General features: G+C 42.4%; 10 protein-coding genes. 5 read left to right on the top strand and 5 right to left on the bottom strand.

Annotation, left to right across the window (positions count from 1 at the left end):
* Positions 1–143: 143 nt before the first annotated feature.
* Complete coding sequence (locus N480_RS16550) at positions 144–1148, top strand: endonuclease/exonuclease/phosphatase family protein (RefSeq protein WP_063373559.1); 1005 nt, start codon at positions 144–146, stop codon at positions 1146–1148.
* Between the two features lie 48 nt (positions 1149–1196).
* Positions 1197–1655 carry a DUF3010 family protein gene (locus N480_RS16545; protein ID WP_063373558.1) on the top strand — a complete coding sequence of 153 codons (459 nt, stop codon included), beginning with the start codon at positions 1197–1199 and terminating at the stop codon, positions 1653–1655.
* A 353-nt stretch (positions 1656–2008) separates the two neighbouring features.
* On the opposite strand, the gene N480_RS16540 is transcribed toward N480_RS16545, so the two are convergent.
* The gene (locus tag N480_RS16540; protein WP_063373557.1) at positions 2009–2611 is read right to left on the bottom strand and encodes a TetR/AcrR family transcriptional regulator; all 603 of its coding nucleotides are present in this window, start codon (positions 2609–2611) and stop codon (positions 2009–2011) included.
* A gap of 325 nt (positions 2612–2936) precedes the next feature.
* Between N480_RS16540 and N480_RS16535 the strand changes: the two genes are divergently transcribed.
* The 3 genes from N480_RS16535 to N480_RS16525 all read left to right on the top strand — a co-directional run bounded on the left by N480_RS16535 (position 2937) and on the right by N480_RS16525 (position 9356).
* Complete coding sequence (locus N480_RS16535; RefSeq protein ID WP_063373556.1) at positions 2937–4112, top strand: efflux RND transporter periplasmic adaptor subunit; 1176 nt, start codon at positions 2937–2939, stop codon at positions 4110–4112.
* A 5-nt stretch (positions 4113–4117) separates the two neighbouring features.
* Positions 4118–7291, top strand: coding sequence for an efflux RND transporter permease subunit (locus N480_RS16530; protein WP_063373555.1), 3174 nt, complete (start codon positions 4118–4120; stop codon positions 7289–7291).
* A gap of 148 nt (positions 7292–7439) precedes the next feature.
* Complete coding sequence (locus N480_RS16525; RefSeq protein WP_155732879.1) at positions 7440–9356, top strand: GGDEF domain-containing protein; 1917 nt, start codon at positions 7440–7442, stop codon at positions 9354–9356.
* A 65-nt stretch (positions 9357–9421) separates the two neighbouring features.
* Here N480_RS16525 and N480_RS16520 read toward each other — a convergent pair whose 3' ends face one another.
* The 4 genes from N480_RS16520 to topA all read right to left on the bottom strand — a co-directional run bounded on the left by N480_RS16520 (position 9422) and on the right by topA (position 15704).
* Positions 9422–10558: an ABC transporter permease gene (locus N480_RS16520; protein ID WP_081231904.1), complete on the bottom strand. Its 1137-nt coding sequence runs from the start codon at positions 10556–10558 to the stop codon at positions 9422–9424.
* On the bottom strand, positions 10555–11289 hold the full coding sequence (locus N480_RS16515) for an ATP-binding cassette domain-containing protein (protein ID WP_063373553.1): 735 nt from the start codon (positions 11287–11289) through the stop codon (positions 10555–10557). The genes N480_RS16520 and N480_RS16515 overlap by 4 nt, the downstream gene beginning before the upstream one ends.
* Positions 11289–12785 carry an alpha/beta hydrolase gene (locus tag N480_RS16510; RefSeq protein ID WP_155732878.1) on the bottom strand — a complete coding sequence of 499 codons (1497 nt, stop codon included), beginning with the start codon at positions 12783–12785 and terminating at the stop codon, positions 11289–11291. Before N480_RS16510 ends, N480_RS16515 begins: the two co-directional genes overlap by 1 nt.
* Before the next feature lie 285 nt (positions 12786–13070).
* The gene (gene topA / locus N480_RS16505) at positions 13071–15704 is read right to left on the bottom strand and encodes a type I DNA topoisomerase (protein WP_063373551.1); all 2634 of its coding nucleotides are present in this window, start codon (positions 15702–15704) and stop codon (positions 13071–13073) included.
* Positions 15705–15901: the final 197 nt, after the last annotated feature.

Raw genomic sequence — 15901 nt, 5'->3', positions numbered from 1 at the left:
GAATAAGCATTGGTTATTCAGTGGTATGCTAAATTTGACTGGGGTCTTACAGTCCTGACGGTATTGTGACGTGATGCGTGACGAGTTGCAAGGAAAAGACTAAGATTAAATAGTCAATATTTATCAAAAATCGAGGGAATTATATGGTGCGACCAAAATCATTAAAATTTGCGTCTTTCAATTTACTGAATTTTGCAGCACCCCCTTACGCATTTTATCAACCTGAAGAAACCTACAGTGATACACAGTGGGTCACTAAAACACAATTTATTACAGGCCTAATTCAACACATAGATCCCGCTGTAATTGTGTTTCAAGAAGTATTCAATCCAGATATTTTGGCTTCACTTTGCGATGAGTTAGGATTAAAGCACTTTGCTACTGTCGACACGCCGACTCAAGATCCAATCTATGCTAACGTACTGTTTAATCCTGTTGTGGCTATAGCGTCAAAGATGCCATTTAAGCAGTGCAAACCGCTTGAGCCCAGTCATGAATTACTTGAGTATCTAAACAACCTGGGACAATTTAAATTCAATCGCACGCCTATAAAGTGCACGTTTGACATTGAGGAATTTGGTCCGCTCACTGTATATGCTGTTCACTTTAAGTCGCAGCGTGTTCACTCAATGGCGCATATTTTGGGTGAGCCAGATCAAGAAGACCCATTCTTAACTATGCTCAATCAAACTGTTGGCGCAATGCAATCGCAAATATCACGCTCACTTGAAGCATCTATTGTTTATTATGATGCACTGAAAACTCAGCGCGAAAAAGCAGCCGCAACACTAGTAATGGGTGACTTTAATGCACACATATCAAGCCCAGCTCTATCTTTTATGACACAACAGTTTCCCATTGCCGTTGAGCCTTCGAAATTTGACAGTGTGGGATTGTACGAGAGCTTTAGCATTTCAGACAACCAACTTGAGTTTGATAGCAAACCGCCCACCCATTATTTTCAAGGGGAAGGCAATGTACTCGATTACATATTAGCTTCAAAAGAGTTCTCACCTACCCATGCTGATAGTAAGGTAGAGTCCCTTTTTTATTACAATTATGCCAACCATTTAGACCCTAAAAGAGACGAAGAGGACATTCGTTATTCAGATCATGCAGCGATTGCAATAGAAATTACGATTAAATGAAAAAGCTATGCTATGATCGCTGCCAATAGATACAAATTGGAAAATATAATGAGAACACTAGGCGTAGAAATCACCGGCAGCGAAGCGATGCTTTGTCTTTTATCGAAAGAAAGCGACGTATTCGACATTCGTGACATTCGACAAACACGCTTTACTTTACCAAACATAGGTCATGACCAAGAGACTATGCGCAAGTTTCATTTCGACTTAGCAAAGCTTGTCGAAGACTATCAGATAGACACTATTGCGATTCGCCAACGTGCGCATAAAGGCAAGTTTGCAGGCAGCGCAGCTGGCTTCAAAATGGAAGCGGCATTGCAGCTTATTGAAAATGCAGAAGTACACTTATTAAATGCGACAGAAGTGAAAGAACAGCTAAAACGCAACCCTGTACCTGTTGATTATGCAGATACTGGACTAAGAAAATATCAAGAACAAGCATTTACTAATGCCTATGTCTTGATCATGCGTAAAACGTACGGCCATGACGAAGTTGAAGCTGAATAAACGCAAAGCTCTGACATTTTTGGTGGGCCAAACGCGCTCACCCCTTCCCTGCACCAATACACTCCCGCAGTAACGAACAAGGTGCAATGTACAATACCACTTTGTACCTAAAATTAAAAAGTTGCCTCTGAGCAAGTCGATGCCCGCTTTGAAATGGCAGGCAGAATAATTCTCAGCACTACAAACATATCGATTATCAAATTGTTCTCACATACCAATCGTGAAGAGCAATATGAGAAGGCAGCTTGGATTCATTCACGCAACCAGTCTATGAACAGTAGCGACGCTGTCATTGATTCTGTGGTCGAAAAAAATGGAATGTATGCAAAGTTATGCACACCAAACTGGTGGCTTTATGGGCGTGGGCTAACGCCATTGCAAAACAGCCTACATGCCTGAGATATAAATTCTGAGAGCTGCGTTTCGTCAATGGGGGGTTGCCAACGAATAGCCATCTCCCAAAAAGTAAGCCTTTTAAGGCCGCCCCAGAAAAAGGCTGCAGCAAAATGCGCGTCGCAATCACCCAAACACCCTGCAAGAGCGGCTTCTTCAAACCACAAAACCATCGACTTTTCACAATCGCTGAACTTTTCATTCAATCTTTGCGCCTGCTCTTCACTGCGCATCGACTCAATCATTACAATACGTGACAACCTAATATAATCAGGATCACTCAGTAACCCAACAGCACTATTCGCCAAGTGTTTGAGTTGTACTTCAAAATCATAATTTGGAATAAACTGAATAGCAGATAAAGGTTGAATTCTTTCAATAAGGGAAATTACGACCGCATCAAACAAAGCTTCTTTATTTGGATAGTGCTTATATAGCGTACGCTTTGATACTTCTGCTTTTTGGCATATCGCTTCCATGGTCGTCGCTTGCAAACCCATCAATGCAAACTGGTCGATTGCCGCACTGAGTATCGCCTGCTTTTTGGCAGATAATTGTGTCATCAATCTCTCTCTTACTTATCAATTAACATAAGTTTAACCAATATTCGGGACAATAAAAAGTAAACACATGCGTTTATTAATAAAAATAAAAGTACACGATACCGTTTACCTTTCAACCTAACAAGTATACACTAGCGTTTACTTGTATAATTGTCGACTTTTTAGCCTTTACTTTGGTGTGAGGAAGGTATCAAATGACAAAGTGCCCACTAATTCATACTCAGTGAACTAGTTTATACAAGGCAGTACGCTAAACTGAACAAAGACACATCGTCTTTGCTGTTTGGTTTGGAAAGCACGATATAAAATAGGATTTGGAGTGTTCATGTATCCAGCATCATTTAAACGCAAACTAAAACACCTTTCACTGGCATTGCTTACAGCGGGTATTATCAGTGGCTGTTCAGAAGCCCCCCAGCAACAGGCTGGGTTTGGAATGCAACCTGCAAAAGTTAGCGTCACCCACGTGACAACGCAAAGTGTTCCCTTCAACATTGAATTACCTGCAACATTACTGGGTGATAAAGAAGTTGAAATTCGAGCTAGGGTCTCTGGTTTGATAGAATCCAGAAACTTTGACGAAGGCCAATACATTACTGCTGGTCAATCATTATTCACAATAGAGTTAAAACCTTTTCAATTAGAATTAGAAAAAGCCCAAGCGGATTTGCATGCAGCAGAAGCAAATGTAGAGCAAGCTAAAAGGGAGCGTGACAGATTAGAAAAACTGAAAGATGAACGTTCCGTGTCCAAGCGTGACTTTGATAATGCGGTCTCAGCGTACGACATTTCACTCGCTAACCTTGAATCTGCAAAAGTTGCACTAAACGAAGCCAAACTTGATTTAGATTATGCGCAAGTAAAAGCGCCTGTTTCCGGAATTATTGGTCGAGAGCGAGAGTCTCAAGGCAGTTATGTTTCAGGGCCTACCGTTTTACTTACCGAATTAACAGATACAAGTAATATGAGAGCACGATTTGGCTTTTCCGAACGAGAGCAGCTAGCCATGCGTAAAGATGTTGAATCGGGCACGTTAACACTCCCTAAAAACAATGAGTTTGATGCAACTATCATATTGCAAGACGGGTCAATTTACGATCAACGAGGTAAAGTCAATTTCTCAGATGTAAGAGTCAACCGATTCACAGGCACCTCTGAACTACAAGCTCGTATTGCCAACCCAAATGGTGAGTTAAGACCGGGCCAGTTCGTTCGTGTACAACTAAGTGGTGCAGTTAGAAACGAAGCCATCGTGGTGCCGCAACGCGCAGTTTTGGACAATGGCACAGGCAAGTTTGTCTATGTAGCAACTGAAAACGAAAAAGGCATGACTGTAGCGCTTCCTGCACCCGTTCAAGTAGGTGAATGGGTACAACTAAATGGTCAAAATATGTGGGTAATACGCTCAGGCCTAAAACCTCAACAACCTGTCATTGTTGAAGGTATGGCGCGAATTTTCTTCCCAGGTATGCCTGTTAACGTAGCGGCTGAAGGAGAATAAGCCCTATGTTCTCTAAATACTTTATAGATAGGCCCATTTTTGCCTTTGTAATTTCAATTGTGATAGTACTGGCTGGTTTAGCCGCAATGCGCACTCTGCCAGTCGCTCAGTATCCAGAAATTTCGCCACCCCAAGTACAAGTTACAGCGGTGTACCCTGGGGCGTCAGCCGACGTACTAGAGCAAACCGTTGCGGCACCAATAGAAAATGCCATCACGGGTGTTGAAGGCATGATGTATATGGAGTCAATTAGCAGCAGCTCAGGCGCTACAACCATCACCGTCACGTTTGAGATTGGTACAGATGTCGATCAAGCTGCTGTTGACGTAAATAACCGGGTTAAACAGGTCGAGGCTAGATTACCTGAAGAAACTCGCAGACAAGGTGTTGTTGTGGCCAAGGGTTCTTCTAGCTTCTTGCAAGTACACGCATTCTATTCACCCGACAACAGCCGTTCGAGTTTGTGGACATCCAACTATGTAACTATGAACATTTTGGACAATATCAAACGAATTCCCGGTACTACTAATGTCCAGATATTTGGCGCAAGAGACTACGCTATGCGTATTTGGTTACGCCCTGATATCATGAGTCAACTGATGGTCACTGTCGAAGAAGTTACGAGTGCCATTCGTGAACAAAACTCGCAATATGCTGCGGGCAGCATTGGAGCAACACCAACGTCGTCGAGCCCTCAAGAGCTAGTATATAGCGTGACGGCCCAAGGCCGACTTTCAACACCAGAAGAATTTGACAACATCATTATCCGTGCAAACTCTGACGGTTCAACCCTTAGACTCAAAGACATTGCGCGTGTTGAGCTAGGTTCTAAAGACTATAACTTCAACGGCACCATAAATGGTAAAGATGCGGTACTTCTGGGTATTTTCCTACAACCTGGTGCTAATGCGCTGGACGTCGCGAATGAAGTAGAGGCCGAAATTGAAGCACTCAAAACACAATTCCCGCAAGGCCTTGCCCATTTGAACTCTTATGATACGACGCGCTTTGTTGAAGTATCTATTCGGGAGGTTTTAATAACGCTTGGCGAGGCGATGGTACTTGTGTTCCTTGTCGTGTATCTGTTCTTACAGAATTGGCGAGCCACATTAATTCCAACTTTGGCTGTTCCTGTATCTCTACTGGGTACCTTTGCTGGTCTATATATGCTTGGATATTCAATCAATACTTTGACTCTATTCGGCATGGTTTTATCCATAGGTATCGTTGTCGATGATGCGATTGTTGTCTTAGAAAATGTCGAGCGTATTATGCATGAGCAACATGTTAGTGCTCGAGAGGCGGCCTACAAAGCGATGGAAGAAGTCAGTGGACCGGTCGTCGCTATCGTGCTTGTGCTGTGTTCCGTATTTATTCCGATTGCATTTTTAGGTGGGTTAACAGGTGAACTCTTCCGTCAATTCGCTATTACAATTTCTATTTCTGTAAGCTTGTCAGGTGTTGTTGCACTCACGATGACCCCAGCATTATGTGTGTTGATTTTAAAGCATGAAGACAAACAAACTGCTCGTTTTTTCTTATGGTTTAATGATTGGTTTACCCGTGTTACGGCTAAATATGTCGGTTCAGTAAGCTTTATGATCCGCCGAGGTGCCCTTGGCTTTATTTTAATGTCAATAATGATAGGCTCAACCATCTTCTTGTGGCAAAAAACACCTGGTTCACTTGTTCCTGATGAAGATCAAGGGTTTTACATCAGCGCTGTTTTCCTGCCAGACGGTACGTCTTTAGAACGAACGACTGAAGTTACTAAACAAGTTGTAGAAGCTGCGCAATCTAACCCAGCAAACGAGAATGTGGTTGCATTTACCGGTTTCGACTTTTTGGGTGGTGGCTATAAGAATAATGCTGCGACACTTTTTATCACCCAGACGCATTGGGATGAGCGTGAAGTAGATACCAAATCACTGGTCGGTGAGCTATTTATGAAAACAGCGCATATCAACGAAGCGTTAGTTCTAGCCTTTAACCCACCTGCGATTTTTGGCTTAGGCACCACGGGTGGCTTTGAGTTTTACTTACAAAATAAAACAGGGGCCGATCCTGAAAAGCTGAAACAAGGTATGCAACTGATGATGAATGCCGCGCAACAAAGTCCTATTTTAGGAGGGTTGCAAACGCTTTGGAGACCAGATGCGCCGCAACTCGAAGTCCATATGGACAGAGAGCAAGCTAGAGCGATGGGCGTGAATATTAATTCGGCATTTAATGCATTAGCTGCGAATCTCGGTAATTACTATGTAAATGATTTCAATAAGTTTGGTCGCTCATGGCAAGTTATTTTATCTGCTGAAGCGCAGTTTAGAATGACACCTCAAGATGTAGGCCGAATTTACGTGAAAAATAACCAAGGCGATATGGTACCTATTTCAGCCTTTACTGACATTGAGTTCGCTCGAGGTCCAGAAAGTCTGCATCGCTACAATAACTTATCTGCTGTTAAGCTGATGGGTAATGCGGCTCCTGGATATAGCTCAGGTCAAGCAATTGCAGAAATCGAGCGTATTGCTGCCGAAGTGTTACCACCAGATATGACATTTGAATGGACTGCTTCTGCATTCCAGGAAAAGCGCAGCACAGGTACTACTGGGTTAGCACTCGGGCTTGCGGTTGTAATGGTATTTTTGATTCTAGCGGCACTTTATGAACGATGGTCACTGCCTATATCTGTTTTGTTAGCTTTGCCCTTTGGTACATTCGGTGCTTTAGTATCGATTTGGATAGCGGGGTTAACTAATGATGTTTACTTCCAGATTGGTTTGGTTACCCTACTTGGCCTTGCAAGTAAGAATGCCATCCTTATTGTTGAGTATGCGCTCATGAAGTACCAGCAAGGTTGGAGTGCAAGCACTGCCGCACTTGAAGCTGCAAGGCTTAGATTCCGCCCTATTATTATGACATCACTTGCCTTTATATTAGGTGTTGTCCCATTAGTACTAAGCTCTGGCGCTGGCGCTGGCGCAAGACATAGTGTAGGTACTGGTGTTATGGGCGGGATGATGGCAGCTACGTTCCTCGCAGTGTTTTTTGTTCCCTTATTTTTTTATTGGTTAACTGCACGTAAGTTCACTGAAAAACGCTCAAAGCAAGAGCTATCAAAAGAAATCGCGGAACACCATAAAACAGACCATACGGATACTCAAGAAGACCTTGCATAATCTTTAAGTTATGCAATTAAAAACGCCAGCAAAGCTGGCGTTTTTATCAACGTAATTTTCGATTACAAATCATAACAACTTGCTGACTGTAATATCACCCATTTATTATGTTAATATACGCAATTATCTTCACTTCAGGTCTGAGTTTTTGCGCATATTCGTTGTCTTATCATTGCTCCTAATAGCTCCCCTTCCCCTTTTGTCTTCGCCTCACTCAGAAAGTAACTGGCAAACAATTTACGATAAATTAAGGGCAGATGATACTCGACTTGCTTTTCAGTTTTTGCAACAGCAAGTCAATTCACTTGAACCAGGGTCAGAGCGTATCTATGTAGGCGCAACACTCGCAAGAACAGCTTTAGCGCTAAAAGAAAGTAAATCCCTTTCAAGCAGTATCCAATATTCAAATGATATCAGTGACGAAATATTAAAACACATCGTTTCAGGACTCTTTTTTGCGCACGAGAATCTGTATTCACAAACAATGGACGAGTTCAAACAAGCGATTTCCAAGGCCTATGTATTAGATGAGCCAGCCGTGATTGCTACCGTCGAGCTTTTTTACATCAATGTAAAAATATCGCTCGCTAATTATGTCCAACTTTCGCATCACATCGAAGAAGTAGAACGTAATGTGCAGAAAATGAATGACCAATTTTGGGGGGTCAACTCACTACACAATGTAAAAGCCCTCAATGCCAATTTTAATGGTGACCATGCAATGGCTATCGAAATGTACCAACAAGCCATTGCAAACACAGATTACGAGGCAAATAAAGCGCCCTATTACAATAATCTGGCATTAACATACCTAGACTTAGGTAACTTTGTAGACGCCACTAAATACCTAAAAAAGTCTTTGGAATTAAGAGAGCAACAAAATAACCAATTTAAAATTGCGTTAACCATGCTTAACTTAGGCATAGTAGCCAGTCGAGCCAGCCAATATGATGAGGCACTGACTTGGTTGGACAACGCTTACCAACTTTATGTTGAGTTTAATAACGCTTACCGTAAAGCCTATACATTGGTCCAAAAAGCCAAGGTTTATACACAGTTAAAACAGACAACAAAAGCGACAAACGCAATTGATCAAGCTTTGTCACTTATCAGCGTCACCGATAACATAAATTTGATTACAGACATCCGCATTCATGCCGCTGAAAATATGCTCACTTTGGGTAACGTGGATGAAGCCATACAGCAGGCTCAAATTGCACATGACTTAGCAAAGAGCGTGAACGACAAGGCACACCTCATTCAAAGCTTAGAGTTGCTATCTGAACTCTCAGCCAAGCTCGGCAACTTTGAACAAGCCTACCAATTCAACACCAAATTGTTGAAGGAAAAAGAGAAGCTTAATGCGCAAAAAAGTATGCAAGCAATGATAGCACTAGAATCAGAGCTCGAGGTGACAGCCCAACAGTTAGAAAATGTGCGCCTTGAAAAAAGCAATAATTTACAACAGCAGCAAATTTCTCGATTAGAAGAAAGACAAAAGTATCAAGCAATTATTATAGTATTCTCTATAGTTTTGTTATTTTTGACTCTACGTGGCTACAGTAAACATAAGTATAGAGCACAGCATGATAACTTAACTGGCGCGTTGAATCGAAGTGCGTTTGTGAGCCGTGTAACACGGTTTGGCGCGCCAGCATTAGGTAAAAAACACGGACTAGTATTATTCGACTTAGATCATTTTAAGCAAGTCAATGATGTGTATGGTCACCCAACAGGCGATCTAGTGCTTGAGCAAACAGCACAACTGGTAAGAGACTTCTTCCCCAAAACAACATTATTTGCAAGATTTGGCGGTGAAGAATTTATGTTGTTCATTCCTAACCTTTCAGATGTAGAACTACATCAACTCACTAACCAATTCCGTGAAAGTCTTAGCACGCATGAAATAACCAACGAAATGAAGAAAAAGCTAAATGTGACTGCAAGTTTTGCAACGCTTTCCTACCAAAACCACCTGAGTAATTTAGATAAAATTTATAGCAAACTTGATGGTGCGCTGTATGACGCTAAAAGAAGTGGCAGAAACCGCGTAGTTAAGGCCTAAAGGTTAGGTTCAATAATATTCGTGAGCCAACCAAATGGGAATTTGGTTGGCTCACATAGCTTAAATTACAGCCCGAAGACAACCTTTTCACTTTTTAGCATTCGGCTACTCAATGCAGCAAAAATAGCAAAGAGACCTAGTGTGCTAAATGAAGACAGCAAAACCTGCCATATAGGTAGCTCATTGCCTTTAATAACTTCGATCATCGCATACTGTTGCGCGGCAATGGGTATCCATTGAACATAATCAGTACCAATGTCATAAGTTGTCATCATACTTAATCCAATCGGAACAAATAGCACGAATGCGACATATGATTGCGCTTCTTTAAAGGACTTTGCCATGAATGACACGAACACCAATAAGCTCGCCGACATAAGAGCAATAGGTAGCCCCAACAATGTGCAAAATAGGATAAACATGACATCAATATTAATACTAAATCCAAGTTGCTCCCAAGGCACCATGCCATAGGCAAACTTCGATACTACCAAAACCAACACCAACCCAATCATAGAGTAACTCGCAATAGCTCCCACTTTAGCGAGTACGATTTGAGTACTACTTAAAGGGTGGCTGAGCAATAGAGCCAATGAGTTGCGCTCTCTTTCTCCAGCGCTGGTGTCGATTGCTAAATTCATCGCAGAATAAAACAGTGCAATGATAATAGACAATGTCGCAATTCCTAAAAACATCCCACCTTTTGAGTCAGGAGTTGCCTGATCTTGCGTTTGTACCGTTACAGCTCGCATAATGTTTGGGTCTATTCCACGAGAAATTAAGCGTAAACTAGCAACTTCTGAATTATATCTTGCAAGTGCACCTTCCAATCTGCGCACTGACTTGATCAACTTATTATCTGATTTATCTGCGACGATAGTCACTTGTGCACTTTTGCCCTGCGACATATTATCAGGATATTTTTTACTGATAATTAGAGTAATCGCTTTTACGCTACCAGATTCACCATGCGTTATGTCATGACCTTCAAGATAACGTACAAGGTTGGGAGCCGAGCCTGCGTTTTCGATGGTGATCGAAAGCGCCTCTGGTGAATTTAACTGCTTCAATAACACTGTAAACAGTAAACACATTACTATCGGTGCCCCAATAGCATAATACAGACCAGCCATTACCGAGCGTTTATCGCGGCTTGCATCCAGCATCTCCTTTTTATAAAGGACTTTAACCAAGTTCATCATGCAGCCAACCCCTCATCAGAGCCTATCAGTGAAATAAATGCTTCTTCCAGCGTTTCTTTTTGAGTTTTTACGCACAGTTCTTGCGGTGAGCCTTGCGCTACAACCTTACCTTTCACCATAACCACAACATGGTCACATAGTGCTGCAACTTCTTGCATCACATGGCTGGAAAATAGAACGCAGTGCCCCTGCTCTTTTAGCATTAACAAAAGCTCTCTTAGGATCCGCGTACTCATTACATCAAGGCCCCTTGTAGGTTCATCCAAGATAATATTAGTTGGCTTGTGAACGATAGCTTGTGCGAGTGCCGTTTTCATTCTTTGTCCTTGAGAAAACCCTTGACACTTACGGTCTGCAATATCAGTCATTTGTAACTTATCGAGCACAGTTTGTGTTGCTGACTTGGCATCTTGTTTGCCCATACCACTTAACTCAGCAAAAAATTGAATATATTCTCTAGGAGTTAATCGCTCGTACAAACCACATGGATCTGGAAATAGACCCAGTTGTTGTTTTGCAAGCATAGGCTCTTTTGCAACATCCACTTCATCAATAGAGGCAACACCACTGTCTGCTTGCAGCAATCCAAATACGGTTCGCAAGCAAGTTGTTTTTCCCGCGCCATTTGGCCCTAGCAGCCCTGTAATTTTGCCATTTTCGGCCCGAAAGCTCAGACCATTCAAGGCTTCTACATTACCTATTTTTTTCCTCAGTTCAGTAACTTCTATCATTACAGTTCCTCGCTAACTTGACTGGCAACAGGTCCATTGATATTCATGAAATACTGTTTCGTATTGTCTTTTTCAAGACATGTTGTATCTAGGTTCTCAAAGGAACGTGTATCTATAAATTCACCGATGAGTTTATTCGCACACGTTTGTGCGGCAACACCGTGCGTTGCTGTTGGTGCAATCAAATGCTTGGCATTGTGCATATCCACCATGGTCAACTCCGCCCAGCTAGGCGGCGTTGCAGGGTCTAAACCACCCGATAACAACATCGTCGGGATATTGGTATTTAACGGCTTATAGAAATCTGGATTGACCGGTTTAACCTTCCATAAAGGGCAACTTGCATCAAGCGCATCAATCATCAATCGCCCAAAATATGATGCTTTATATTTTGTTCTATTTTCGTCCGTTATATTTGGCCAATCCTCTCCGCAGGTAATTGCACTATGCATACCCATGGCAATCGCACCAACTGTGTTTTCATTACCAAGTAAACCAACCAAAGGGTCATAGTTGCCTCTATGTGCCGCATCAATAACCAACGGAATAAGCGCCCTTGTCGTATGACTATACAAAGCCATTCGTATGGCGCCGCGTAATTTGCTTTCAGTAATCACTAAATCAATTAATTCAAATGTACGAGGATGCCTAACAGAAACTTGAATGGGTTTTTCTACCAACTTTGAAGTGAGCGTATTGTACTTACTTTCTAAATCGGGATACTGCGCTTTGCAGGTTGTATCTTTGGCACAGCGCTGAAACAAAGCAGCTAAAGAATCGTCAATGGCTTCGCCTATAGCGACTAAACTTTGCTGCATTGGCACTACACCATCAAGCACAGCTGTAGCAACTGAGTTTGGGAATTGACGCATGTATTCTTGGGCAATACGAGTCCCATAAGATGCGCCATATAAATGTAACGTTTCATATCCTAACGCGATACGTACAGCTTCAAAGTCACTTGCTGCAGCCACCGTTGTGTAATTGGACAAGTCTGTGCTCAGTTTACTGATACAAGCCTGCGTTTCTTCTTTGGCTAACTTAAATAAAGATACTGCTTGATCATCAAAAGCAAATTGCTCTTTTAAATTGTCAGTATCACACTGGAGCAAATTGGACTTACCAGTGCCCCTCTGATCTACAAGAATAATATCCCTATTCTCACGTGCATACCTTAAGTTACGCGCAAATATTGGGGCAACTTCTATCGCAGATTGCCCTGGGCCACCAGCAAAAGCCAATACAGCCTCTGTTGGCTTCGTTTCTTTGATAGCGGGAATCACCGCGAAGTGAATTTCAATCGTTCCGTCGCCGTTTTGTTTTGCAAGCGGCTGAGGTATTACCCCACACATAAGCCGGTCTTCTAGACCATCAACGTAGCAAGGTGTAAGCAATTTTTGATTTTGTTGCGCATGCGCTAAACCTGAACATGCTATGGCAAGAGGAATCAAGCAAGACTGCATAAGCTTTATGAGCGGTTTGCCGTACTTATTCATTAATTGTTTCCTTATTAAACTCTACAGCAAACCGATTAGATAGCGGTAGATAATCGAGTGTATTAACCTGATAATACAATGCGCGTTAGGATAGAGGTCGTGCTTTTGCGTGTCAATAACAAGCGTACCCATCTAATATACACTGCTATTTTTATCGCGAATTAAGTAACTTAGAAAGAATTTTAAGTAAATAATGTTTGTTTAGAAGGCCGATGAAAACAAGCAATTGCGGTGTAAAGCCTGACCCTGAAAAGTAAAAGGGCCAGCTTTTGCTGGCCCTAAGTGTTACTTCTTACGTTTCTTTTCTTCTTCTACCCACTTGCCTTCGGCGTATGTTGCTTTCCAGCCTGTCGCTTTGCCTTCTACTTCTGTCATGACGTATTGGGACTTGGTTTTACGCGAGTACCTTACTACAGCCAAGTTACCATCGCTGTCTTTTTCAGGCGCATCGGCTAAGTAATAGAACTTCGGAGAAATACGGTCTCTAAATCGCTTCAACTCTGCAACCTTCGGCGCTCTAGTCTCACGAGATTTAGGGAATGTATGCGCCGCCAAGAAAATACCAGAAGCTCCATCTCTCAAAACAAAGTGAGCGTCAGACTTTTCACACTCTAGTTCAGGTAGCGGTACTGGGTCTTCTTTTGGTGGAGCTGGTTCACCGCTTTTAAGCAGTTTACGTGTATTCTTACAGTCTTCATTGGTACAGCCAAAGTACTTACCAAAACGGCCTGATTTAAGCTGCATATCAGCGCCACACTTATCACACTCAATAACAGGACCATCATATCCTTTTATTTTAAATGTGCCTTGCTCAACGATATAGCCATCACAAGCTGGGTTATTACCACATACATGGATTTTACGTGTTTCGTCGATTAGGTAAGAGTCCATAGCTGTTTCGCATTTTGGACAGCGCTTCTTCTGCATCAAGCTTTCTGTTTCAGCGTCTTCTGTATCCTTATCGATGGCCTCATCACCCGAGATAAGATTCATTGTCGTTGTACAGCGCTCTTTAGGCGGTAAACTGTAACCCGTACAACCTAAGAAAACGCCTGTTGACGCAGTACGAATACCCATTTTTCTGCCACACGTAGTACAGTCGATATCGGTTTCAACCATCACGTTTTGGCGCATTCCACCTTCAGCTTCTTCTTTTCCAGCAAGTTCTAATTGCTCAGAAAAGTCAGCATAAAACTTGTCGAGAACCTGCGTCCACTCACGCTCGCCTTCTGCGATATCATCTAAACGACCTTCCATCTTTGCAGTAAAGTCAAAGTTCATTAAATCGTTAAAGTTTTCAACCAGCCTATCAGTAACAATCTCACCCATCTTTTCAGCAAAGAAACGTCTATTTTCGACTCTAACGTAGCCTCGCTCCTGTATGGTTGAAATAATTGCAGCATAAGTAGAAGGACGGCCAATGCCACGTTTTTCTAGCTCTTTAACTAAACTCGCTTCACTGTACCTTGCGGGTGGCTTAGTAAAGTGCTGCTTAGGATCAAGGTTAACTAAATCTACATTGTCGCCAACAGTTACAGCTGGTAGCGCTTGCTCTTCTTCACTCTTCTTACGTACAGCAGGTTGTACTTTAGTCCAACCGTCGAAACGCAATACACGACCACGAGCTTTTAAGGTGTAATCATTTGCACCTACCGTAATGTTGGTCAAGTCGTATTCTGCTGGCGTCATTTGACATGCAACAAACTGTCGCCAGATTAACTCGTAAAGCTTTTTAGCGTCGGCATCGACACCTTCAACATGGCCAGACAATACATTAACGTCGGAAGGTCTGATAGCCTCGTGCGCTTCTTGCGCATTGCCTTTTGCACTGTATTTAATAGGTGCATTGGGAAGGTACTTATCTCCGAAATTACCTTGAATGTAGTCTCTACACATCTCAACAGCATCATTTGATAGATTGGTTGAGTCCGTACGCATGTATGTGATGTAACCTGCTTCGTATAGTCGCTGAGCTAACATCATCGTTTTCTTTACGCCGTAGCCAAGTCTCGTACTTGCAGCTTGCTGCATAGTCGATGTGATGAAAGGTGCACTTGGCTTACTCTTGCTTGGTTTTTCTTCAACTTTAACAACAGACAAGCTGGCATTTTCAATGTCTGAAACAGCTTTTAAAGCTTGAGCCTCGTTCACAGGCTTAAATGCTTGACCTTGGAATTTGGTCACAGCAAAGCGGACGTCTGTCGTGGCTAATTTTGTATCGGCGTGAATGTCCCAAAACTCTTCTGGGATAAACGCTTTAATTTCTCTTTCACGCTCTACTAGCAGCCTTACTGCAACTGACTGAACTCGTCCAGCAGAGAGGCCTCTTGCCACTTTTTGCCAAAGCAGTGGTGATACCATAAAGCCAACAACACGGTCTAGGAATCGTCTAGCCTGCTGCGCATACACCATATCTGTATTTAATTGACCCGGTGCTTCAAACGCTTGAGTGATCGCATTTTTGGTTATCTCGTTAAAGACTACACGTTTGTACTTTGATGCATCGCCACCAATGATCTCTTCAAGGTGCCACGCAATCGCTTCTCCCTCTCTATCCAAATCGGTTGCGAGATAGATGTGGTCAGCATCTTGCGCGAGCTTAGTCAGCTCTTGAACTACTTTCTCTTTACCTGGTAACACCTCATAGTGTGGTTCCCACCCTTTTTCGGGGTCGATACCCATTCTTGCAACTAAATTGGCGTAGTCTTTTTGTTTGCGGTATGCCGCCTTTGCTTCAGGAGACATTTTGCGTACTTCAGCCGGTGATTTGGTTGCAACACCTTTGGTCTTACCTGCCCCTGACGTTGGTAGATCACGAACATGACCTACACTGGATTTAACAATGTAGTCTTTGCCCAAATACTTATTAATAGTTTTGGCCTTTGCGGGAGACTCTACGATTACTAGCGATTTGCCCATATTTGCCTATTTTGACTAATTCTGTCTGTTGTGCCCTATTGGGCGTTATTATTTATAGGTATATCCACAAACACCTATTGTTACAAGCTTTTCATTTCAACTTTTATCTGAACAGCGATTTATTAAGCAATTTTTGCTCTAATTTTATTCAACTGTATCTCTGGACTTGTTAAAGAGGCGAATATAGCGGATATGTG

Origin of the sequence: Pseudoalteromonas luteoviolacea S2607 (assembly GCF_001625575.1) — a bacterium.
GTDB classification, from domain to species: domain Bacteria; phylum Pseudomonadota; class Gammaproteobacteria; order Enterobacterales; family Alteromonadaceae; genus Pseudoalteromonas; species Pseudoalteromonas luteoviolacea_E.
Note: the sequence above shows the minus strand (reverse complement) of the source record. Positions and strands in the feature narration are given on the sequence as shown.

What these genes read in the sequence shown, in the direction of transcription:
- N480_RS16520 (WP_081231904.1), bottom strand. Translation starts at nt 10,558, where the DNA reads ATGATGAACTTGGTTAAAGTCCTTTATAAAAAGGAGATGCTGGATGCA.
- N480_RS16530 (WP_063373555.1), top strand. Translation starts at nt 4,118, where the DNA reads ATGTTCTCTAAATACTTTATAGATAGGCCCATTTTTGCCTTTGTAATT.
- N480_RS16535 (WP_063373556.1), top strand. Translation starts at nt 2,937, where the DNA reads ATGTATCCAGCATCATTTAAACGCAAACTAAAACACCTTTCACTGGCA.
- N480_RS16550 (WP_063373559.1), top strand. Translation starts at nt 144, where the DNA reads ATGGTGCGACCAAAATCATTAAAATTTGCGTCTTTCAATTTACTGAAT.
- N480_RS16515 (WP_063373553.1), bottom strand. Translation starts at nt 11,289, where the DNA reads ATGATAGAAGTTACTGAACTGAGGAAAAAAATAGGTAATGTAGAAGCC.
- N480_RS16545 (WP_063373558.1), top strand. Translation starts at nt 1,197, where the DNA reads ATGAGAACACTAGGCGTAGAAATCACCGGCAGCGAAGCGATGCTTTGT.
- topA (WP_063373551.1), bottom strand. Translation starts at nt 15,704, where the DNA reads ATGGGCAAATCGCTAGTAATCGTAGAGTCTCCCGCAAAGGCCAAAACT.
- N480_RS16510 (WP_155732878.1), bottom strand. Translation starts at nt 12,785, where the DNA reads ATGAATAAGTACGGCAAACCGCTCATAAAGCTTATGCAGTCTTGCTTG.
- N480_RS16540 (WP_063373557.1), bottom strand. Translation starts at nt 2,611, where the DNA reads ATGACACAATTATCTGCCAAAAAGCAGGCGATACTCAGTGCGGCAATC.